This window comes from Anaerobutyricum soehngenii (genome assembly GCF_009697165.1).
In the GTDB taxonomy this organism is placed as follows: Bacteria; Bacillota; Clostridia; order Lachnospirales; family Lachnospiraceae; genus Anaerobutyricum; species Anaerobutyricum soehngenii.
Genome location: NZ_VULP01000008.1, coordinates 83,852 through 106,063, shown reverse-complemented (window position 1 = coordinate 106,063; position 22,212 = coordinate 83,852). Strand labels below are relative to the sequence as shown.

Annotated in this window: 17 protein-coding genes, 2 pseudogenes and 1 other annotated feature; of the genes and pseudogenes, 17 read left to right on the top strand and 2 right to left on the bottom strand. The window is 38.1% G+C overall.

Annotation, left to right across the window (positions count from 1 at the left end; genetic code table 11):
• Nucleotides 1-127: 127 nt before the first annotated feature.
• The 4 genes and pseudogenes from FYJ25_RS05890 to clpB form a co-directional block, all read left to right on the top strand.
• Nucleotides 128-613, top strand: a pseudogene (locus FYJ25_RS05890) (RNA-guided endonuclease TnpB family protein); the annotation flags it as partial.
• 137 nt (nucleotides 614-750) lie between these two features.
• Nucleotides 751-1,392, top strand: a pseudogene (locus FYJ25_RS05885) (ATP-binding protein); the annotation flags it as partial.
• A gap of 296 nt (nucleotides 1,393-1,688) precedes the next feature.
• Complete coding sequence (locus FYJ25_RS05880; protein ID WP_096240336.1) at nucleotides 1,689-2,738, top strand: PDDEXK nuclease domain-containing protein; 1,050 nt, start codon at nucleotides 1,689-1,691, stop codon at nucleotides 2,736-2,738.
• A 470-nt stretch (nucleotides 2,739-3,208) separates the two neighbouring features.
• Entirely contained in the window at nucleotides 3,209-5,806 is a 2,598-nt protein-coding gene (clpB, locus tag FYJ25_RS05870) for an ATP-dependent chaperone ClpB (RefSeq protein WP_096240334.1), read from the top strand.
• Nucleotides 5,807-5,997: 191 nt separating this feature from the next.
• Here clpB and FYJ25_RS05865 read toward each other — a convergent pair whose 3' ends face one another.
• Nucleotides 5,998-6,483 carry a sporulation initiation factor Spo0A C-terminal domain-containing protein gene (locus FYJ25_RS05865; protein WP_021907457.1) on the bottom strand — a complete coding sequence of 162 codons (486 nt, stop codon included), beginning with the start codon at nucleotides 6,481-6,483 and terminating at the stop codon, nucleotides 5,998-6,000.
• Between the two features lie 133 nt (nucleotides 6,484-6,616).
• Between FYJ25_RS05865 and FYJ25_RS05860 the strand changes: the two genes are divergently transcribed.
• A complete protein-coding gene (locus tag FYJ25_RS05860; protein ID WP_147608742.1) occupies nucleotides 6,617-7,318 on the top strand; it encodes a helix-turn-helix domain-containing protein in 702 nt (233 codons plus the stop codon).
• Nucleotides 7,319-7,382: 64 nt separating this feature from the next.
• On the opposite strand, the gene FYJ25_RS05855 is transcribed toward FYJ25_RS05860, so the two are convergent.
• A complete protein-coding gene (locus FYJ25_RS05855) occupies nucleotides 7,383-9,065 on the bottom strand; it encodes a 2-isopropylmalate synthase (RefSeq protein WP_147608743.1) in 1,683 nt (560 codons plus the stop codon).
• Between the two features lie 106 nt (nucleotides 9,066-9,171).
• Nucleotides 9,172-9,436 (bottom strand) — a binding site (T-box leader).
• Nucleotides 9,437-9,549: 113 nt separating this feature from the next.
• On the opposite strand from FYJ25_RS05855, the gene FYJ25_RS05850 reads away from it, so the two are divergent.
• From FYJ25_RS05850 to rpmA, 12 genes are all read left to right on the top strand, one after another.
• On the top strand, nucleotides 9,550-10,842 hold the full coding sequence (locus FYJ25_RS05850; RefSeq protein WP_154580775.1) for a chloride channel protein: 1,293 nt from the start codon (nucleotides 9,550-9,552) through the stop codon (nucleotides 10,840-10,842).
• A gap of 41 nt (nucleotides 10,843-10,883) precedes the next feature.
• Nucleotides 10,884-12,656, top strand: a complete 1,773-nt coding sequence (locus FYJ25_RS05845) for an ASKHA domain-containing protein (RefSeq protein ID WP_154580774.1) — start codon at nucleotides 10,884-10,886, stop codon at nucleotides 12,654-12,656.
• 135 nt (nucleotides 12,657-12,791) lie between these two features.
• The gene (locus FYJ25_RS05840; protein WP_096240324.1) at nucleotides 12,792-14,183 is read left to right on the top strand and encodes an MATE family efflux transporter; all 1,392 of its coding nucleotides are present in this window, start codon (nucleotides 12,792-12,794) and stop codon (nucleotides 14,181-14,183) included.
• A gap of 15 nt (nucleotides 14,184-14,198) precedes the next feature.
• Entirely contained in the window at nucleotides 14,199-15,191 is a 993-nt protein-coding gene (moaA, locus tag FYJ25_RS05835) for a GTP 3',8-cyclase MoaA (protein ID WP_154580773.1), read from the top strand.
• A 14-nt stretch (nucleotides 15,192-15,205) separates the two neighbouring features.
• Nucleotides 15,206-16,141 (top strand): MOSC domain-containing protein, encoded by a 936-nt coding sequence (locus FYJ25_RS05830; protein WP_096241599.1) that lies wholly within the window; start codon nucleotides 15,206-15,208, stop codon nucleotides 16,139-16,141.
• A 262-nt stretch (nucleotides 16,142-16,403) separates the two neighbouring features.
• Entirely contained in the window at nucleotides 16,404-18,275 is a 1,872-nt protein-coding gene (locus tag FYJ25_RS05825) for a TIGR03960 family B12-binding radical SAM protein (RefSeq protein ID WP_154580772.1), read from the top strand.
• Nucleotides 18,250-18,999 (top strand): TIGR03936 family radical SAM-associated protein, encoded by a 750-nt coding sequence (locus FYJ25_RS05820; protein WP_021907469.1) that lies wholly within the window; start codon nucleotides 18,250-18,252, stop codon nucleotides 18,997-18,999. Before FYJ25_RS05825 ends, FYJ25_RS05820 begins: the two co-directional genes overlap by 26 nt.
• Before the next feature lie 117 nt (nucleotides 19,000-19,116).
• Nucleotides 19,117-19,773: a 3D domain-containing protein gene (locus FYJ25_RS05815; protein ID WP_096240320.1), complete on the top strand. Its 657-nt coding sequence runs from the start codon at nucleotides 19,117-19,119 to the stop codon at nucleotides 19,771-19,773.
• A gap of 77 nt (nucleotides 19,774-19,850) precedes the next feature.
• Nucleotides 19,851-21,062 (top strand): ribonuclease E/G, encoded by a 1,212-nt coding sequence (locus tag FYJ25_RS05810; protein WP_154580771.1) that lies wholly within the window; start codon nucleotides 19,851-19,853, stop codon nucleotides 21,060-21,062.
• 152 nt (nucleotides 21,063-21,214) lie between these two features.
• Nucleotides 21,215-21,523 carry a 50S ribosomal protein L21 gene (gene rplU / locus FYJ25_RS05805; protein WP_005343669.1) on the top strand — a complete coding sequence of 103 codons (309 nt, stop codon included), beginning with the start codon at nucleotides 21,215-21,217 and terminating at the stop codon, nucleotides 21,521-21,523.
• A 59-nt stretch (nucleotides 21,524-21,582) separates the two neighbouring features.
• Nucleotides 21,583-21,909, top strand: a complete 327-nt coding sequence (locus FYJ25_RS05800) for a ribosomal-processing cysteine protease Prp (RefSeq protein WP_021907472.1) — start codon at nucleotides 21,583-21,585, stop codon at nucleotides 21,907-21,909.
• 5 nt (nucleotides 21,910-21,914) lie between these two features.
• Entirely contained in the window at nucleotides 21,915-22,196 is a 282-nt protein-coding gene (gene rpmA / locus FYJ25_RS05795; protein WP_005343674.1) for a 50S ribosomal protein L27, read from the top strand.
• Nucleotides 22,197-22,212 lie beyond the last annotated feature (16 nt).

The window sequence follows — 22,212 nt, the reverse complement described above, 5'->3', positions numbered from 1 at the left end:
TTTTTGAGTATGAAGACCAAGTACAGGAAAAGGAACTGCAAAAGTTTTTAGGCTTAGATTTTTCCATGCATGAATTATATCGTGACAGCAACGGTAAGGAGCCTGCCTATCCAAGGTATTACAGGAATGCGGAGAAAAATTAGCGAGAGAACAACGTAAGCTTTCCAAAATGCAGAAAGGTTCAAACAATCGCAATAAGCAGAGGCTTAAGGTGGCAAAACTTCACGAAAAGGTTTCCAATCAACGAAAAGACTTTCTGCATAAGCGGTCAAGGCAGATAACCAATGCTTATGATGGCGTATGTATAGAAGATTTAGATATGAAAGCGATGTCGCGGTCGCTAAATTTGGGGAAATCTGTTTCGGATAACGGCTGGGGAATGTTCACAATATTTTTGAAATACAAACTGGAGGAGCAGGGTAAGAAGCTTATGAAGGTGGGTAGATTTTTTGTAAGCAGCCAGACCTGTTCTGTTTGTGGTTACAAGAATGTTAAAACGAAAAATCTTGCGTTAAGAGAGTGGGATTGTCCGCAGTGCGGGAACCATCACGACAGAGATGTAAATGCGGCGATAAATATCAGAAATGGAGGAATGCGGCTGGTAAATGCATGACCGCAACATAATAACCTAATACAAACCGTGGGACACACGGGGATAGCTCGCATATGCTTAGCACGGTAGTGCTATCGAACGAGAACCAAACTTGCCGAGGATGGGAAGCTCCCACCTCTACAGGTTGGGGAGGATGTCACGAGATTCCACCGGATGCCATTCGTGAGTTGATCATCAATGCCATGGTGCATCGTAGTTATCTGGATCATGGTACAATACAGGTTGCGGTATATGACAACCGTTTGGAAATCACTTCTCCCGGAAAGCTGCCAATGGGACAAACGATGGAGCGTATGAAAGAAGGTTATTCCAAAATTAGAAATGAAGCCCTTGCCCATGCGTTTGCCTATATGAACCTGATTGAGCATTGGGGAAGCGGCATTCCGAGAATTATTGATAAAGTAAAAGCTGTCGGATTGCGAGAGCCGGAGTTTATTGGTGGCGAAGTGGATTTACGTATCAATATTTATCGAGGTCAGGTTGATACCAATAACGCCATAATTAACGCCAATGGCACTAAAAATGACGCTAATGGCGTTAAATGTGGCGCCGATGATGGCACTAATGGCACTGAAGTGCCGCTTAATAAGGAACAGACGCAGATAGAAAAATTGTTGCAGATTATAGAGAAGAATCCGTCTGCAACACAGGCCTATTATGCAGAAAAAATGGGTATATCGAAAAGAACGATTTCTCGAATGTTCGCTTCTTTACAGGAAAAAGGTAGATTGGTACAGGGCGGAACAAAACGAAAAGCAAATTGGAAAATTATAAGGTAGGAGGACAGCATGGATACAGATAAAATAATACAAGATTTAAATCGCAGGTTTGCTGCACCTCTGCCTGAGTTTTATCAGCGTCGTATCATTTTTCTGGTACAATGAAGATAAGGAATTTGAGGATAAACTGGATGAAGTGGTTTTGGAAAATGCAAAGGTGATTGCGGTCTCATTATTATATGTGAACATGAAATAGCAGTAGGCATAATGAGAAAAATAGGGTAATATAACAGTAAGCAGTTGGGACAGTTTTGAAATGCCAATTTGGCATTTCAAGTTATAGAAGGGAATCGATAATGAAAAAAGAGATATTAATAGCAGATAATATTGATAATATTTATGATGAAATAAATGCGTTAATCAGGGAAAAGAAAACTAATGTAAAAAAAGTTGTGAATGATGCTATTATTTCTCTTAATTGGGGAATTGGAAAAAGACTTAGTGTGGAGTTAACTGGAAATAATAAGCCTGAGTATGGAAAAAAGGTTGTTGCAGAAGTCAGTAAACGGCTGGAACAGGAGTATGGTTCGGGATTTGATAAAACATCAATTTCAAGAATGATTAAGTTTTATCAGGAATTTCCTGACTTCGAAAAAGTTGCGACATTGTCGCAACAATTGACCTGGTCGCATTTTGTAGAGATTCTGCCAATACAAGATGAGTTAAAAAGAGATTTTTATGCTGCAATGTGTATGCAGGAAAGCTGGTCAATGCGAACACTGCGTGAAAGAAAAAAATCCATGCTTTATGAACGAACTGCAATATCGAAGAAACCAGAAGAAACGATTAAAAATGAAATTGCGGAATTACGAGATGATGGAAAAATGAGTCTGGATCTTTTTTACAGAGATCCATATATGCTTGATTTTCTCGGTTTACGTGATACTTATAGTGAAAAAGATTTAGAAAATGCTATTCTTGCAGAATTAGAAAAATTTATTCTGGAAATGGAATCGGATTTTGCATTTTTAGCAAGACAGAAACATTTTGTACTGGATGGCAAGGACTACTATATGGATTTATTATTCTATCATAGAGGCTTGAGAAGGTTGGTTCTTGTCGAACTAAAGCTTGGGGAATTTGAACCGCAGGATAAAGGACAAGTCGAGCTGTATTTGCGATGGCTGGAAAAGAATGAAAGAGTGGAAGGTGAAGAAAGTCCGGTTGCACTTATATTATGTGCAGAAAAATCACAGGAAACTATAGAATTAATGCAATTGGATCATGGAAATATTCATGTGGGACAGTATATGACCAAAATGCCTCCAAAAGAACTTTTAGAACAGAAGCTATCCCTTGCTATTGCAAATGCGAGAGAATTGTTAGAACAAAGGAAAGAAGAATAGAAATTTTCAATTTAATAATGAAGTGCAGAGAAAGGCGTGAGTCATAGAAATGTGGCTTGCGTCTTTTTCTGTCTGGAAAGGAAGTGAGATAGAATGGCACAGGTCTTTCGTGTAGAACGAAACAAGAATTTTACGGTAATGAGCAACCATCATTTCAAGAACAAAGATTTGTTGTAAAAATGTGGTAAAATCAAGAAAACTGAGTGCGAAAGAGAATATTACGCCATGCACAGCTCGGGAAAGAATTCCCTCGCTGTAGGGCTGTCGCCCTATATATTTCCATGAAAGAAACCTCCTTTTCATGCAAGCTTGAAGGAGTTTTTTTCATGGAAATATGCATGGCTTGTAGTGTTCACAAAATTTTCACAAATAATTAGCACTCGACCCTTGACGTGGCTAATAGAAGGTGCTATATATATGTTATACGAAGTGTAGAACAAATAAGCATCTTCGGGTTAGGAGGAACTTATATGAATATAAATAAATTTACGCAAAAGTCATTAGAGGCTGTGAACAGTTGTGAGAAACTGGCTTATCAGTATGGCAGTCCGGAGATTGATCAGGAGCATTTTTTATACAGCTTACTTACCATTGAGGATAGTCTGATTTTAAAGCTGATTGAGAAGATGGAAGTGAATAAAGAAGCATTTCTGTCACAGGTACAGCAGGCAGTTGAGAAGAAGCCAAAAGTTTCCGGTGGACAGACTTATATTAGTAAGTCTTTGAATCAGGTACTTGTGAGTGCGGAGGATGAAGCGAAGGCAATGGGAGATGAGTATGTTTCTGTAGAACATCTTTTCCTTTCTTTAATGAAGTATCCGAATACAGAGATTAAGAAACTGTTTCAGGCATATGGAATTACAAGAGAGCGCTTTCTTCAGGCATTATCTACGGTAAGAGGTAACCAGAAGGTTGTCAGTGATAACCCAGAAGCCACTTATGAGACACTTGAAAAATATGGTTATGATCTTGTAGAACGAGCAAAACAACAGAAGCTTGATCCGGTGATTGGTCGTGACAGCGAGATTCGTAACGTGGTTCGTATCCTTTCAAGAAAGACAAAGAATAATCCGGTATTGATTGGTGAACCTGGTGTTGGTAAAACAGCCGTTGTTGAAGGCCTTGCACAGCGAATCGTGAAAGGTGATGTGCCAGATTCTTTAAAGGATAAGAAGTTATTTGCCCTTGATATGGGTTCATTAGTTGCCGGAGCAAAGTATCGTGGTGAATTTGAGGAACGTTTAAAAGCGGTTCTTGAAGAAATCAAAGCGAGTGATGGACAGATTCTGTTGTTTATTGATGAGCTGCATACAATTGTTGGTGCCGGTAAGACAGACGGTGCGATGGATGCAGGTAACTTATTAAAGCCTATGCTTGCCAGAGGTGAACTTCACTGTATCGGTGCTACAACACTGAATGAGTACCGTCAGTATATTGAAAAAGATGCCGCATTAGAGCGTCGTTTCCAGCCGGTTATGGTTGATGAACCAACTGTGGAAGATACGATTTCTATCTTAAGAGGTTTAAAAGACCGTTATGAAGTATATCATGGTGTAAAGATTGCAGACAGTGCGTTAGTTAGTGCTGCTGTGTTATCCAACCGTTATATTACAGATCGTTTCCTTCCAGATAAGGCAATTGACCTTGTGGATGAAGCTTGTGCGATGATTAAGACCGAACTGGATTCGCTTCCAGCAGATCTTGATGAAGTACAGAGAAAGATTATGCAGTTAGAGATTGAGGAAGCAGCTTTGAAGAAAGAAACGGATCGGCTTAGTGTAGAACGTCTGGAGAATCTTCAGAAAGAATTAGCAGAGCTGCGTGAGGACTTTAAGTCAAGAAAGGCATCCTGGGATCAGGAGAAATCCGCAGTGGAGCGTGTTTCAAAGTTAAAAGAAGAAATTGAGAGTTTAAATAATGAGATTCAGATCGCACAGCGTAACTATGATTTAAATAAAGCAGCAGAACTTCAATATGGTAAACTTCCGGAACTTCAAAAACAATTAGAAGAAGCAGAAGAAAGTGCAAAGAAGAGAGAGTCTTCTATGGTACATGAATCTGTTACGGATGATGAAATAGCAACGATCATCAGCCGCTGGACAGGTATTCCAGTAGCAAAACTTACGGAAAGTGAAAGAAATAAAACATTAAATCTTGATAAAGAACTTCATAAGAGAGTAGTCGGTCAGGATGAGGGTGTGGAAAAGGTTACCGAAGCGATCATTCGTTCTAAAGCAGGAATTAAAGATCCAAATAAGCCAATCGGTTCCTTTATGTTCCTTGGACCTACTGGTGTAGGTAAGACGGAACTTGCAAAGGCACTTGCTGCAAGCCTGTTTGACAATGAACAGAACATGGTTCGTATTGATATGAGTGAGTATATGGAGAAATATTCCGTATCTCGTCTGATTGGAGCGCCTCCAGGATACGTAGGATATGAAGAGGGCGGTCAGCTTACCGAAGCCGTCAGAAGAAAACCATACTCGGTTGTTCTTTTTGATGAGATAGAAAAGGCACATCCTGATGTATTTAATGTGCTGTTACAGGTACTTGATGACGGACACATCACCGATTCCCAGGGCAGAACGGTAGACTTTAAGAACACGATATTAATTATGACCTCCAATATCGGTTCCCAGTATCTGCTCGAGGGAATTGATGAGGAAGGCAATATTAAGACCGATGCAGAAAACATGGTTATGAATGACCTTCGTGCACATTTCCGTCCGGAATTCCTGAACCGTCTGGATGAGATTATTATGTTTAAACCTCTTACGAAGAGTAATATTGGCGGAATTATTGAATTACTTCTTGCTGATGTTAATAAACGTCTTGAGGATAAAGAACTGGTAATCCGCTTGACAGATGCTGCAAAGAATTATGTAATTGATCATGGATATGAACCGGCATATGGTGCCCGTCCATTAAAGAGATACCTTACAAAACATGTTGATACGCTTGCGGCAAGGATGATTCTTTCAGGAGAAGTGTATCCACAAGATACGATTATCATTGACGAACAGGGAGGAACGCTTACTGCTTCTGTCAAACATAATTCCGTTCAGTAGTAATTCAAGCCGAGCTGTCACTCACCACCTGAAAGAGGTGGGAGTCTTCTCGACTGAGATAAAATAATAAATAAAAACCCGGAAGTATATTATGGGAATATCACTGGAAACAACAGAGATTAATTGTAAATGTTGTAAGTGATAAAAAGTTTCACATAATATACTTCCGGGTTTTGTTTTTTTGACTACATCTATAATTCATTATTCACCATATAATAATAGATCGCGGCTAAAAAGTTAGAATTAGTCGGTGCTCCTTTATCTGAGTAGTTAGAAGAGGTAAAGATCTTTTTAATCATCTCTAAATTCCCTTTTAAAAATCCAATTTCAATTGCATGCCGGATATTACGTTCTACACGAACGGGTGTACTTGAACACTTTTCGGAAACATCAGCATATAATCCTTTTGTAATATTGTTTAAATATTCGGGGTTAAGAGCAATCAATTCTAATGCGGTCACTATGTAAGAAAAACCTAGCAGGTTGGCAGGAATTCCAATCTGCATTAGAAGTTTTTGAATTCCGGAAGTTTCAATACGAAAAATACTTTTAATGTTGTTTTCACCATTAATTGTAAAAACAAGTACCTTTTGATGATCTTCCATTGTGTTAATAAATCGCCAAAGGTCATCTTTAACATGAAAAATTCCTGCATAAGTAATAGAAACGTCAGACATATAATAAATCTCCTCTCTGAATTATTTATGTTACATTTTAATATGGATATTGACATAATAAAATATTAGGAATAACATAATATTCATAAATGTTTAAAAAAATTCATGTCAGTAATGACCCGTAGGAGATAGTATGTTTAGTAAGAAGATTCGTGACTTAATGATAGAACAAGATATATCTTTGCAGAAATTAGCAGATACCTCCGGTGTTCCTTTTGAAACATTACGTAACATCTATTATCAAAAAGTAAAGGACCCAAAGGTGTCTACTGCCTTTCAGCTTGCACAGGCACTGGGTGTTACAGTTGAATATTTATTAGGTGAAAATAAATATTTAGAATGTGAACAGGAAGAGGAGGAACTAATTAAAAATTATAGAGAATGTGGAAATCATGGCCGGGCAGTTATTCGTATTGTGGCGCGTTTTGAAAGTAAAGCAGCACAGAATGAACGAATGAATATACATAAAATGAAACATAGAATACCATGTCTTGTTCCTGTTGGTAAGGTGTCAGATGGTATTTATTATAATAGCTGTAATGTGGAGAATGAATATACGATGATTAAAAAAGTATATCTGGCAATAGAAATCACAAGTAATAATTTTGCACCGGCATATTGTAAGGGGGATAGGATATTACTTGAAAATCGCTTTCCAGAACTAGGGGAGAGAGCTGTCTTTACAGATGGATTGAAAGCGTATTTTCGATACTTTAAGATGAAAGGAAACGATTATTGCTTAGAATGTCTGAATGGAAGGGGAAAAGATATTATTTTACATCGTATGGATGAAATGGATTGTATGGGAACATGTATCAGCGTAATAAGAAGATAAACATTATATGAGTAAAAGAGACGAAGCAAAAGTGATTGCTTCGTCTCTTTTGGCAAGTCAGGATTTAGTTTTCTTTTCCATCTTCACATTTTTCGTAGCGGTTTACAGCGCTGATTAACGCCTTTACGGATGCATTGATAATATCGTCATCAATTCCTACGCCCCAGTATGTATTTCCATCGTTTCCGTAGATGGCAACGTACGCACATGCCTGGGAGTTTGATCCCATTTTCAGGGCGTGTTCTTCGTAAGTGGAGATCGTGTAGTCTAAGTTAGAGTGGCGTTTTAATGCGTTACTTACAGCATCAAGACGACCATTTCCTTTTCCATGATATACTTTATGTACACCATATTTGTTCAGGATAATTTCTGTTGAAATTCCACCATGCTCCTGTTTGAAGTGTACTTCGAGTAATTCGATTGGATCACAAATATTAACATATTTTTCGTTGAATACTTTTAATACTTCTTTTGGCTGTAATTCTTTATGTGTGTGGTCGGAAACATCTTTTACAGAATAACCAACTTCTTCACGCATTTTAGTTGGAATACGAATACCATATGTTTTTTCCAGAAGGAATCCGATACCGCCTTTTCCAGACTGGCTATTGATACGGATAACATCTGCTTCGTATTCTCTTCCAAGATCTTTTGGATCAATTGGCAGATATGGTACAGTCCATTTATCGCAGTCATGTGTTTCACGCCACAGCATACCTTTTGCGATAGCATCCTGATGAGAACCGGAGAAGGCAGCAAATACAAGCTTTCCTGCATATGGCTGTCTTTCATATACATGCATTCTTGTTACTTTTTCATATACTTTTACGATATGTGGCAAGTCTGTAAAGTCTAAGTTTGGCTCTACACCATGCGCATACATATTTAAAGCTAATGTAATGATATCTACATTACCTGTACGTTCTCCATTACCAAATAATGTTCCTTCCACACGATCAGCTCCTGCAAGAACAGCTAATTCTGTATCGGCAACACCTGTTCCACGATCGTTATGAGGATGAACAGATAATACAACATTATCTCTGTATTTTAAGTTCTCGCTCATAAATTCAATCTGGCTTGCGTAAACATGAGGCAGAGAGTGGGAAACAGTAGCAGGAAGATTGATGATAGCAGGTAACTCTTTCTTTGGTTTCCATACATCTAATACAGCATTACAGATTTCTAATGCAAAATCCATCTCTGTTCCTGTAAAACTTTCAGGAGAGTATTCAAAACGATATTTTCCTCCATTTTCTTCCATCAGTTTCTGTAATAATTCAGCACCTTCTACAGCAATCTGAATAATATGTTCTTTATCTTTTTTAAATACCTGCTCACGCTGTGCAACAGAAGTAGAGTTGTACAGATGAACGATTACGTTTTTAGCACCCTCAATGGCTTCAAATGTCTTTTTAATGATATGTTCTCTTGCCTGAGTCAGAACCTGAATCGTTACATCATCCGGAATCAGATTTCGTTCGATCAATGTACGGCAGAATTCATATTCTGTCTCAGAAGCAGCTGGGAAACCAACCTCGATTTCTTTAAAACCAACATCAACTAACAATTTAAAGAATTCGATTTTTTCTTCTAAACTCATAGGGATGATCAGAGCCTGATTACCATCACGTAAGTCAACAGAACACCAGACAGGTGGCTGTTCGATATGGTCTTTCTCCATCCATTTATTATATCCGGCTGGAGCTGGAAAATACATTGGTTTATACTTATCTGCATACTTCATAATAGAAAATCCTCCTTAAGTTAAAAACAACATATTACAGGAAAATATATCCTGTAGAATAAAAAACTCCGTCTCTTTAATGGCAAATACCAAAAGGCAGATGCTGAAAAGAGACGGAGAAAATAATTCCGCGGTACCACTCTTATTCACACGATACTTAAAAAGTAAGGTATGCACTCATTATAGATACGGACTCAAAAGTCTTATATCCTCCTGTTATAACGGTCAGGTTTCCGGCGCTGCCTACTGCAATCATGCGGTTCAACAGGCTGCTCAGAGGCGAGTTCAAATCATGTCTACTACTGCTTCGCACCAACCAGCAGCTCTCTGGATGCTTTCATCATTCTACTATTCCTCTTCATCGCATTTACAGGATTTAATTTATCACGAAATAAAAAGGATGTCAATTCTTTTTTCGCCAGAACTTGACAATATAAATTCAAATAGAGTACACTTTCTTAAAAGAAAGAGGAAGGAATAAAATATGCGAGAAATAGGTGAGAGGTATTTAAGAAAGATTTATTATAATTTAAAGACCTGTGCATTATGGTTGTTTATGGCAGGTCTGACGGGAGTTGGTGTTGGGGCATTTAGCAGTGCATTTTCTTTTTGTCTGAAAAAAGTAACCATGCTTCGGGGAGAATATCCATTTTTATTATATTTTTTACCCGCTGGCGGAATTGTAATCGTATTGTTGTATCACCTTTGTGGAGTGAGACAGGATAAGGGAACGAATATTATTATGACAGCGGTACATGGGAAAGACCAGGATGTACCAGCCTACATGGCTCCCCTTATTTTTGCGGCTACGATTATCACACATTTATTTGGTGGGTCTGCCGGGCGTGAAGGGGCAGCCCTTCAGATGGGAGCAAGTATCGGTAACACGATTGGCAGACTTTTTAAATTTGAAGAGGGAGACAGAAAGCTTTTGGTGATGAGTGGAATGAGTGCAGCCTTTTCTGTTGTATTTGGAACACCTCTTGCGGCAGCGATTTTTCCTATGGAAATGATCAGTGTTGGGATTATGCATTATGCAGCATTAGTTCCATGTGTTTTTTCCTCAATCGTGGCCAATCGTTTTGCAGTAAATATGGGAATCAACCCAGAAGCATTCATGATTCATGGCATACCAGAACTTACTTTTTTAAACAGCGCTAAAATTGTATTACTGGGCATTTTTTGTGCAGGATTAAGTGTTGTATTTTGCCTGTTTTTAAAAGGAGCAGGATTATTTTACAGTAAGTTTTTTAAAAATGCATATATAAGAGCTATGGCAGGTGGATTCCTTGTCATTGGAATGACATTATTGATAGGTACATATGATTATAATGGAGCAGGAACAGAAATGATTGCCAAAGCGATTGAAGGAAGTGTTCCCGCCTATGCTTTTCTTTTAAAAATGTTATTAACTGCCCTGACCCTTGCAGCAGGATATAAAGGCGGCGAGATCGTACCAGCCTTTTTTACAGGAGCGACATTTGGATGCCTGTTTGGACATGTTTTTGGGATTTCTCCGTCTCTTTGTGCGGCAACAGGAATGCTTGCCCTGTTCTGTGGCGTAACAAACTGTCCAATCGCTTCTATGCTCATAGGATTTGAGCTATTTGGTTTTGAAGGAGTTCCTTATATTTTAATTGCAATATCCATAAGCTATATGCTTTCCGGATATCATGGACTTTATAAAGAGCAGATTATCGTCTATTCCAAGTATCATCCAAAGTTCATTAACCGCCAGTCAGGAGATGAAAGCTTCGATGGACAGGATTATGAGTAAAGAGTTTCTTATATAAAAATATAACGAAAGGCATTGTATAAATGAGTTATCAAATTTATTTTATAAATCAGAACAAAAAGATTGCTGTGGATGGAGGGAAATTATTTGCTGCTTGTGAATTAGCAGGTTTTCCACTAAATCTTGTCTGTGGGGGGAACGGCACATGTGGAAAATGCAGGGTGCGTATCAAAGGGAAAACGGATGAGAACTTTAAAGAAGTTCTTGCCTGCCAGACAGAGATTACAGAGGATATGGAGATTTGCTTAAAGGAGTCAGATTATAGGCAGGAGACAGTCGTATTAACAAAGGCAGCTCCTTTAAATATAGAATTGCATCCTTCTGTTTCTAAAAAATATGTGACCAAAGATGAAATTATCGAAAAGATGCGAGAAAAGAATACGTTTTTCTCGCAGACTGAAAAAGTACCTCTTTCTGTTATGCAAAAGTTTTCGATGATGAATGTTTCGCTTGATTTTACTGGCTGTACCTTTGTGTATTTTAATGATGAGATTACTGCAGTGGAAGAAGGAGATACTACTCCGTATTGTTATGGTGTGGCGGCAGATATCGGAACGACAACGGCTGCAGTATATATTTATAATCTGAATACAGGAGAATTAATTGCGACAAAGTCTGCTTTAAATAAACAGACAGCTTATGGAGCGGATGTGATTACGCGGAATTCCTGTGTAAGAGATAATCCCGAAATGCTGCAAAGATTAAGGGATTGTGTCATAGATACATTGAATGAACTGCTTGAAGAGGCAAGAAGTGAGTATCAAGATTTGAAAGAGAATATTTATCATGTCGTTCTTTGTGGAAACAGTACGATGCAGCACTTGTTTTATGGGATGAATCCATATTTCCTTGGAGTGAATCCTTTTGCCAATATTATAAAAGAAGAAGTAGTTGTAACAGGAAGAGAGACGGGATTATGCTGTAATCCAAATGCAGTAGTAGAGTTTTTACCGTTATTGGGTGGATTTGTTGGTGCAGATACAACATCCGTACTTCTTACGTTAACGAAGAAGGATAAAATATATTTAATGGTTGATCTTGGCACGAATGGGGAACTTGCGGTAGGGACATTTCCAAAGTTTCTGGCAGCATCTACGGCTTGTGGTCCGGCGTTAGAAGGTGGAAATATTGCCTGTGGCATGCGTGGAACAAATGGGGCAATCGAGAAAGTTTCCTTCAAAAATAATCAGCTTACTTACAAAGTGATCGGAGAAGGAACGCCACAGGGATTATGTGGTTCAGCAATTATTGATGCCGTAGCAGAACTTAGAAAAGCTGGTTTAATTGATGAAACGGGAACCTTGCTTGACCCGGATGAATGCAGAAGAATGAATCCATATAGTCCATGGATAAGATATTTGCATGAAGCAGAAGAATATAATATGGCATTTTATTTTACAGAAGGAGAGCATCCAGTTTATATTTCTCAAAAAGATATCCGTCAGATTCAGATGGCAAAAAGCTCGATTTGTTCCGGTTGTCTGGCTTTATTAGAAGAGGCAGGTCTCACACTGGAAAGTATAGATTATCTTGTATTAGCAGGAGCATTTGGCAATTATATTGATATAGATAATGCGTTATCGATTGGACTTTTGCCACCGGTATCCAGGGAGAAGATCATTTCAATAGGAAATGGAGCAGGTCAGGGGGTACAGTCCTTTTTGTTGGATCAATCTTATCGTGTCCGGGCTAAAAATATTGCAAATAATTGTATACATGTATCTTTGGCAGAAAATAAAAAGTTTATGGAAAGTTATATCAAAAATATGAATTTTTCAGTGGAGGAATCGCTGTGAGAGATTAAAAGAAATAATTTCTGAGAATCTAAATATTTGTTTGTTTATTTTGTAAAATTGATGCTATAATAAAAGTGGCTGTCTGTTTAGATAAGACAGCCGCATTTTATGCAGTACGAAAAGAGGAGAGGAAATATGAGTGAAGAACAAAAAGAGAATATACAGGCGGGAAACCCATTGGGGGAGGCTTCTGTCGCTTCTTTAATGGTTAAGTTTGCTGTTCCAAGTATTATTGCGATGATTGTCAGTGCTTTATATAATATTGTTGATCAGTTATTTATCGGACAGGCAGTCGGTACGCTTGGCAATGCGGCGACGAACGTTGCGTTTCCGTTAACAACATCTTGCATTGCGCTTGCCTTAATGTTTGGTATCGGTGGTGCGTCCTGTTTTAATTTAAATATGGGAAGGGGAAGCAGTGAAAGAGCAGTATATTTTGTTGGAAATGCTATTGTATGTCTGATCGGCAGCGGTGTAATCTTGTTTGGAATTGCAGAGATATTTTTAACGCCGCTTTTAAAAGGATTTGGTGCTCCGGGTGACGTACTTCCCTATGCACAGACGTATGTACGTATTACGGCAATCGGTTTTCCATTTATGATTTTAACAGCCGGAGGATGTCATCTGATTCGTGCGGATGGAAGTCCACAGATGGCGATGATTTGTAATCTGGTCGGTGCGATTGTTAATACAATATTAGATGCGGTATTTGTTATGGTCTTTCGATGGGGAATGGCTGGAGCAGCCTGGGCGACGATTATCGGACAGATTATTTCTGCGATTATTGTTATTCATTATCTGCTTCATTTTAAAACGATTCCGTTAAAAAAAGAGCATTTTTATCCACAGATAAAATATATTGGAAGAACTGCACAGATAGGTATGGCTTCTTTTTTTAATCAGATTGCTATGATGCTCGTGCAGATCGTAATGAATAATTCATTGACTTTTTATGGGGCATCTTCCATTTATGGAGAAGCGATTCCTCTGGCATGTGCGGGAATCGTAATTAAAGTAAATCAGATATTTTTCTCTATTGTAATCGGACTTTCTCAGGGAAGTCAGCCGGTGGAGAGTTTTAATTACGGCGCTAAAAAGTATGATCGTGTACGTAAAGCATATAGACTTGCAGCATTAACAGGAGTAATAATTTCTATTTTTTCTTTTGTACTGTTTCAGATTTTCCCGAGACAGATTCTTGGACTTTTTGGAACAGGAGAGCCAGAATATTTTACATTTGGAGTACGCTTCTTCCGTATCTTCTTATTCTTTATCTGGTTAGATGCCTTGCAGCCAATTACATCCACGTTCTTTACATCCATCGGAAAGCCGGCAAAGGGTATTTTCCTGTCTCTTACAAGACAGATTATTTTCTTCATACCATTGCTTTTGATTCTGCCACGATTTATGGGAATTGAAGGCTGTATTTATTGTGGACCGATTGCCGACTTTTTATCAGCAGTTGTCACTATTATCATGGCATTTCTTGAGTTTAAAAATATGCCAAAGCAAGATAAAAATAGATAAAAAGGTATTTTTATAATGATAAAAACAGGGATAAGAGATAGTTACGGCAGAGAGATAAATTATATGCGGATTTCTATTACTGACCGTTGTAATCTTCGCTGCTGCTACTGCATGCCGGACGGGGCTGACTGGATTCCAATGAAGGATATTCTTACGTATGAAGAGATTACGGCAGTCTGTCAGGAGGCAGTAAAGCTAGGGATTACCCGTTTTAAAATTACGGGAGGGGAACCGCTTGTAAGAAGAGAATGTTCTAAATTAATTCGTATGATAAAAGAGATTCCGGGGACAGAAGTTGTCACATTAACAACAAATGGTCTGTTGCTGGGAGAACAATTAGAAAGTTTGATGCAGGCAGGTCTTGATGCAGTAAATATCAGCTTAGATACATTAGACAAAGAAAAATATAAACAGGTTACAGGATTTGATAAATTATCAGTTGTTCTTGCATCCATTACAAAGGCGGTAGAGTCTGGTATTCCGGTAAAAATCAACGCTGTTTTACAAAAAGGAATGAATGAGGAAGAGTGGCTGCCACTTACCCAGCTTGCGAAAAATCTGCCATTAAGTGTACGTTTTATTGAAATGATGCCGATTGGTTATGGAAATATACCACAAAGTATTTCTAACGAAGAGCTAAAAGAGAAAATCATGAGGTATTACGGCAATTTAACAGAAGATTTTCGGATATATGGAAATGGACCGGCTGTTTATTATTCCATCGAAAGATTCAAGGGAAATATCGGTTTTATCAGTGCGATACATGGAAAGTTCTGTAATTTATGCAACCGTATCCGAATGACTTCGACAGGAGATATAAAGCCATGCCTCTGCTACGAGCAGCGGTGGGCATTAAAGCCTGCATTGCGGATGGAACATAAAGAAAAACGGCAGGAAAGTATTCAAAAAATATTAATAGAAAGCATAAAAAACAAACCACAGATGCACTGTTTTGAAGATGTAAAAAGCGTGTCGGAAAAACATTTTATGGGGCAGATTGGTGGATGAGAGGAGAAGATATTATGGGAAAAATCACTGGGATTTGTATCAGTGAGAAAAGAGGGGTACAAAAACATTTCATCGAAGAAGCAAATATTATAGCAGACTGGGGAATAGAAGGTGATGCCCATGGCGGCAAATGGCATCGTCAGATCAGTCTTCTTTCCCAAGAAAAAGTTGATGCATTTAAGGCAAAAGGAGCAGATATCCATCCAGGATCTTTTGGCGAAAACTTAATTGTTGAGGGCTTTGATTTTAGTGCGATGCCGGTCGGCACCCGTTTTGTTATCGGCGATGTTGTTTTAGAAATGACACAGATTGGAAAAGAATGTCATAATCATTGCGTAATCTATAAAAAAATGGGTGACTGCATTATGCCAAGAGAAGGCGTGTTTGCAGAAGTAGTAGAGGGAGGACACATTAAAGTCGGTCAGGAAGTTACCTGTATTTTACCTAAAGCAGACAGACCGTATACAGCAGCAGTGATTACTTTAAGTGATAAAGGAGCAGCAGGAGAAAGGGAGGATAAAAGCGGGCCAGCTATTGTAGAAATGCTAAAATCTGCAGGATATGATATAAAAGAAACGCTTCTTCTTGCTGATGAACAACTCCTTTTAGAAAAAGAACTCATGCGTTTAAGTGACCAGCGTCAGGTGAACGTTATTTTTACAACGGGTGGAACAGGTTTTTCTGAACGCGACAGAACACCGGAAGCAACGATTGCCGTTTGCAATCGTATGGCAAATGGAATTGCTGAAGCAATTCGTAATTATTCTATGACGATTACCCCTCGTGCCATGTTTAGTCGTGCTGTATCAGGAATCCGCAAAAGAACATTGATTATTAACCTTCCGGGCAGTCCGAAAGCAGTGAAGGAATCTTTAGAGTTTCTGCTTCCAAATCTAGAACATGGACTGGGAATCCTGCGGGGAAGTGAAGGAGAATGTGCTCGGAAGTAAGGCAGGGTAGTTTGATCAGATATCTTTGGAGCAAAAGAAAAAAGAGAAAATAAAAAATAACTATTCTTGTTCGTTTATCCAGTTGATCTTTTTAGTCCACATACTTTTAAAGAGTCTGGAATTTGCAAAAAGTGAATTTTTTTGATATTATAGAAAAACTGATGCATAAATTTGTTTGAATTCACATTAAAAATCACTTAAATATTAAAATTTAAGCAAATATATGTTTTGTGAAAAATAAACAACAATGAAAGGGAATTTTATGAATAATTTAGCATTAACCGATGAAATATTGCTAAAAATAGAGAAACCAGTACGCTATATTGGGAATGAAGTAAACATGGTAAGGAAAGACCCGGAAGGGAAAATAAGGTTTGCGATGTGCTTCCCGGATGTGTACGAGATCGGGATGTCTCATTTAGGGATGAAGATCATATATGATCAGATGAACCGCAGGGATGATATCTACTGTGAACGTGTATTTTCTCCTTGGGTAGATCTTGATAAAGTGATGCGTGAGGAAAATATTCCGCTCTTTGCATTAGAAAGTCAGGACCCTGTATTTATGTTCGATTTTCTGGCAATCACGATTCAGTATGAAATGTGCTATACAAATATTTTGCAGGTTCTTGATCTGAGTCAGATTGGTATTTATGCGAAGGATAGAAGGGAAGATGCTCCATTTGTTATTGGTGGAGGACCTTGTACTTATAATCCGGAGCCACTTGCAGACTTTTTTGATATGTTTTATATCGGGGAAAGTGAAACAGTATATTATGATCTGATGGATTTATATAAAGAACATAAGCAAAATGGAGGAAGCCGTAAAGAATTTCTTCGGAAAGCTTCTCATATTCCGGGTATTTATGTTCCTTCTCTTTATGAGACAACTTATAATGAAGACGGAACGATTGCTTCTTTTGAACCTCTTTACGAGGATGTCCCAAGAACAATCTTAAAACAGGTACAGATGGATTTATCCAATACTTTTTATCCGGAAAAGCAGATTGTTCCCTATATTAAAGTAACGCAGGATCGTTGTGTGCTTGAGATTCAACGTGGATGTACAAGGGGCTGCCGTTTTTGTCAGGCGGGTATGATTTATCGTCCGTTAAGAGAACGTTCTCTTCCAATGCTTGAAAAACTTGCTTCAACCGGGATTAAAGGAACTGGAAATGACGAGATTTCTCTGAGTTCCCTAAGTTCAAGTGATTACAGTCATTTACCGGAATTATGTAATTATTTAATTGATAATTATCGTGCAAAAAATATTAATATCGCATTGCCATCTCTTAGAATCGATGCATTTTCTTTGGATGTTATGAGCAAAGTGCAGGATGTACGAAAGAGCAGCCTTACTTTTGCTCCGGAAGCCGGAACACAGAGAATGCGTGATGTCATTAATAAAGGGCTTACAGAAGAAGTGATTCTTCATGGGGCAATGGAAGCATTTAAAGGAGGATGGAGTAAAGTAAAACTTTATTTCATGATGGGACTCCCAACAGAAACAGAGGAAGATATTAAAGGAATCGCTCATCTTGCTGAAAAGATCGCCATGAATTACTATAGTATGGATGCGGAATATCGTCATGGCCGTATTTCTGTTGGTGCAAGTGCTTCGTTCTTTGTTCCAAAACCATTTACCCCATTCCAGTGGGCATCGATGTGTGAGGAGGATGAATATAAGCAGAAAGCACATATCGTCAATGATGAATTTAAGATTCAGCATAATCATCGTAGCCTGTCTTTTAAGTGGCATGATGCTAAGACTACAGTTTTAGAAGGAATTCTTGCTCGTGGTGACCGCCGTATTTGTAAAGTGATTTATGATGTTTATAAAAAAGGCTGTATCTATGATGCATGGACAGAGTTTTTTAATTATGATATCTGGATGGAAACGATGGAGGAAAATGCTCTTGATTATCATTTCTATACAACAAGAAAGAGAGAGCTTGATGAAGTCTTCCCATGGGATTTCATTGATATCGGTGTAACAAAAGAATTTTTAAAACGTGAATGGAATAACGCGATGGCAGAAAAGGTGACCCCAAACTGTCGTGAGAAATGTTCCGGCTGTGGAGCGGCAAGATTTGGAGGAGGTGTCTGCTATGAAAGTAAGAGTAAAATGGACTAAAACAGGAGTTCTGAAATTTATAGGACATCTGGATGTACAAAGATATTTTCAAAAGGCATTGATGCGTGCAGAGCTTCCTGTTTCTTTTTCAAAAGGAATGAGTCCTCATCAGATTATGAGTTTTGCTGCACCGCTTGGTCTTGGGATGACCAGTGAAGGAGAATATGCGGATATTTCTTTTGACTGGTCTTATAGCAGTGAGGAAATGCTGAAACGCATCAATGCGGTAATGAATGAGGGGATTTCTGTCCTTGAATTTAAAGAAATTGATGAAAAAGAGAAAAACTGTATGGCAGTAACAGAGGCAGCAGATTATCTTGTAACATTTCGCGAAGGCTATTATTATAAAGATGCATTTTTAAAACGTACCCAGCCTTTTTATCTTCAGGAGAAGATTCCGGTTATAAAGAAAACGAAGCGTTCGGAAAAAGAAGTAGATATTGCACCGTTGATTCTTGATATTCGTGAATATGAATCTGAACCGCTTATTCCGGGGCTTCCATTAAAACAGGAAGGAATCTTTATGAAGCTGGTTACCGGTAGTGCAGAGAATTTAAAACCACAGCTTGTTATGGAAGCTTTTTGTAAATATCTTGGATATGATTATGATCCAATGGGATTTCAGTATCACCGTCTGGAAACCTATTTAAAAAAAGATGGAGAGCTTCAGCCATTAGGTTCTGTCGGCTGGGATATTGCTGAAGAAAAGCATCCGGAAGAGTAAATATTACAAAAATATTAATTAGATTACTCTTTTTGTTAAAAAAGGGTTAACAAAATGTGATGAATATGTTATAATACATTTCGTAATAGAAATTGAAAGACGAAAAGGAGGTCTATTATGAAGTGTAAACAGTATAACATCATCGCAGCATTCATTTTTATGTTAAGCTTTCTCTGCCTTTTCCCGCAGAAGGTTTCTGCACAACAGATTAATTCGAACAATACACAGTTAAGTGTTCAGCCACAGGCGTCGATACGATTGAATAAAGTGGGTTCCGTTGTAGAGCGGGGCGATAAGATTAAGTTAAGAGTGAACATATCTAACAGCCGCTCAAAGAAGATAATCTGGACTTCCAGTAAGAAAAGAGTTGCAACGGTAAAGCGTAACGGACAGGTTACCGCAAAAGATAAAGGTACTGCAGTTATTACAGCAAGGATTGCCGGAACAAACATTTGTGCACAAAGTGTTGTTACTGTTAAGAATTACATAACAATGCGTGTCCGCACAACCGGTTACTGTAACTGTAGAAGTTGTGCAGGAAAGTGGGCAGGCTGTATGACTGCCAGTGGGAAAAGACCAAGAGCAAAGCATACGATTGCAGTAGATAAGCGATTAATTCCTTTAGGAACGAAGGTTAAGATTGGTAAGATTATCTATACAGCAGAAGATACTGGAGGAGCAATCAAAGGAAAAAGGATTGATGTCTATTATTCCAGTCATCGTCAGGCATCTGCACATGGTGTGAAGTATCGAAAGATTAAAGTATATATTTAATATAATTATATAAAAAGGCCGGTGAAGAAGTTCATCGGTCTTTTTTCAGCCAGAAGATTAAATTGAGGTTATCATATATGGAAATTAAAAAAAATAAGTTAGTCATATCAGAAAAAGAAGGAGTCATCTGTTATGGATATTTTCAGGATGGTATTCCGGAAGAACTTTATTGTGAGCCAAAGGAACAGGAAAGTCTTCTTGGAAATATTTATGCAGCCAGAGTAGAACGTATTGCGGAAGGAATTCAGGGAGCTTTTTTAGAAATAGGCGAGGGACAGAAATGTTATTATTCCTTATCTGGAGAACAGCCGATAAAGTTATCTCCTGGACATGAAAATAAGCTTTACGGCGGAGATATTATTTTAGTGCAGATTACGAAAGATGCTGTTAAGACAAAACTGCCGGTATGCACAGGAAACGTTAGTCTGGATGGCAAATATTTTGTTTTTACTCTTACAGAAAAACGTATCGGTATTTCAAAAAAAATTCGAAAGAAAGAGGAAAGAGAGAGATTAGATTCCCTTGCAAAAAAATATACAGATGAAGACTACGGCATCATTGTACGTACGAATGCAGCAGGGATTGCAGAAGAAATACTGACAGAAGAGTTAAAAGTATTACAGCAACGCTATCAGGAGCTGATGAGAAAAGCGAAGATTGCTGTGGGAAAGACTCTTTTATACAAAGAACCGCCGTATTATATTACTCTTGGGAAAGAACTGCCGGCAAAAGCCTTAGATGAGATTTTGACAGACAGTAAGGAAATATATGAAGAATTGCAGGAGTATTATAAAAAGGATACTTCTTTTGATGAAATATCTGTTACTTTTTATGAAGATACCTATTCCCTTTATAACCTGTATCGTTTTGCTCATTATTATGAAGAAGCTTATGGCAAATATATATGGCTAAAATCCGGAGCAAGTCTTGTAATTGAACATACAGAGGCAATGACTGTAATTGATGTAAATACCGGAAGTGTGTTAAAGAAAAAGCGTCAGGAAGATACTTTATTTTATCAAATAAATCGTGAAGCCGCGAAAGAAATCGCAAGACAGATCCGCCTGAGGAATATTTCCGGTATCATTATGATTGATTTTATCAATATGAAAGACGAAAAACAGAAAGAAAAATTACTACTTTTATTAGAGAATGAATGTAGAAAAGACAGGATACACTGTAATGTTGTAGATATGACTGCATTAAATCTTGTAGAGATGACCCGGAGTAAAGTCAGAAGGCCTCTTTTGGAACAAATAACTGTTTGCAGGAAAATGCAAAAAAACTAAAAAATTTTCAAAGAGTTTTTTAAAGAGTTTTTATAAAAAACACTTGACATTATATCGAATGGCTGTTATTATAATAGCCGTATGCCGCACAGTTCGGTATAAGTTTCATAACAGAACACCAAAACTGGCGAGTAATTATTAGGAGGTGCCATATGTACGCTATTATTGCAACAGGTGGTAAACAGTATAAAGTAAGCGAAGGCGACGTAATCAAAGTTGAAAAGCTTGGTGTTGAAGCTGGATCTGCTTATACATTTGACCAGGTTTTAGTTGTAGGCGGAGAAGAGACTAAGGTGGGAGATCCTGTTGTTGCAGGTGCAACAGTAGAAGCTTCTGTAGTTGAAGACGGTAAAGATAAAAAAGTTATCGTTTACAAGTACAAGAGAAAAACAGGCTACCACAAAAAACAGGGTCACAGACAGCCTTATACTAAAGTTAAGATTGAAAAAATTAATGCTTAATTAAGGTTAAGTGAGCAGAAACAGACGAGACAGTTTGTTAAACAAAAACTGGTAGAGATATGATTCAGATTACTATCTACAAAAAGCCTGAGAATCAGTATAAAGGATTTCAGGTAATTGGTCATGCTGACAGTGTAGAAGAGGGAGCAGATTTAGTCTGCTGTTCTGTATCTGTACTGACAATTAATCTGGTAAACAGTCTTGATATGTTTACTGATGATGAGTTTGAGGTGACAGAACAGGAAGAACTTGGACTTGTTCAGGTTACTTTTAAGAATCCTCTCAGCGACAAAGCATTGTTGTTGATGAATTCCTTTGATCTTGGAGTTCATTCTATTGAAGAACAGTATGATATCTGGTTAAAAGTTATAACAAGGGAGGTGTAACGACTATGATGAAAATGAACCTTCAATTCTTCGCACATAAGAAAGGTGTTGGTTCCACAAAGAACGGACGTGATTCTGAGTCCAAGAGACTTGGTGCGAAAAGAGCAGACGGACAATTTGTAAAAGCTGGTAATATTCTTTACAGACAGCGTGGTACAAAGATTCATCCAGGCGTTAATGTAGGACGCGGTGGAGATGATACATTATTTGCATTAGTAGATGGTGTAGTACGTTTCGAAAGAAAAGGCAGAGATAAAAAACAGTGCTCTGTACATCCAGTGGCATAGTTAAATCTTGTTTATC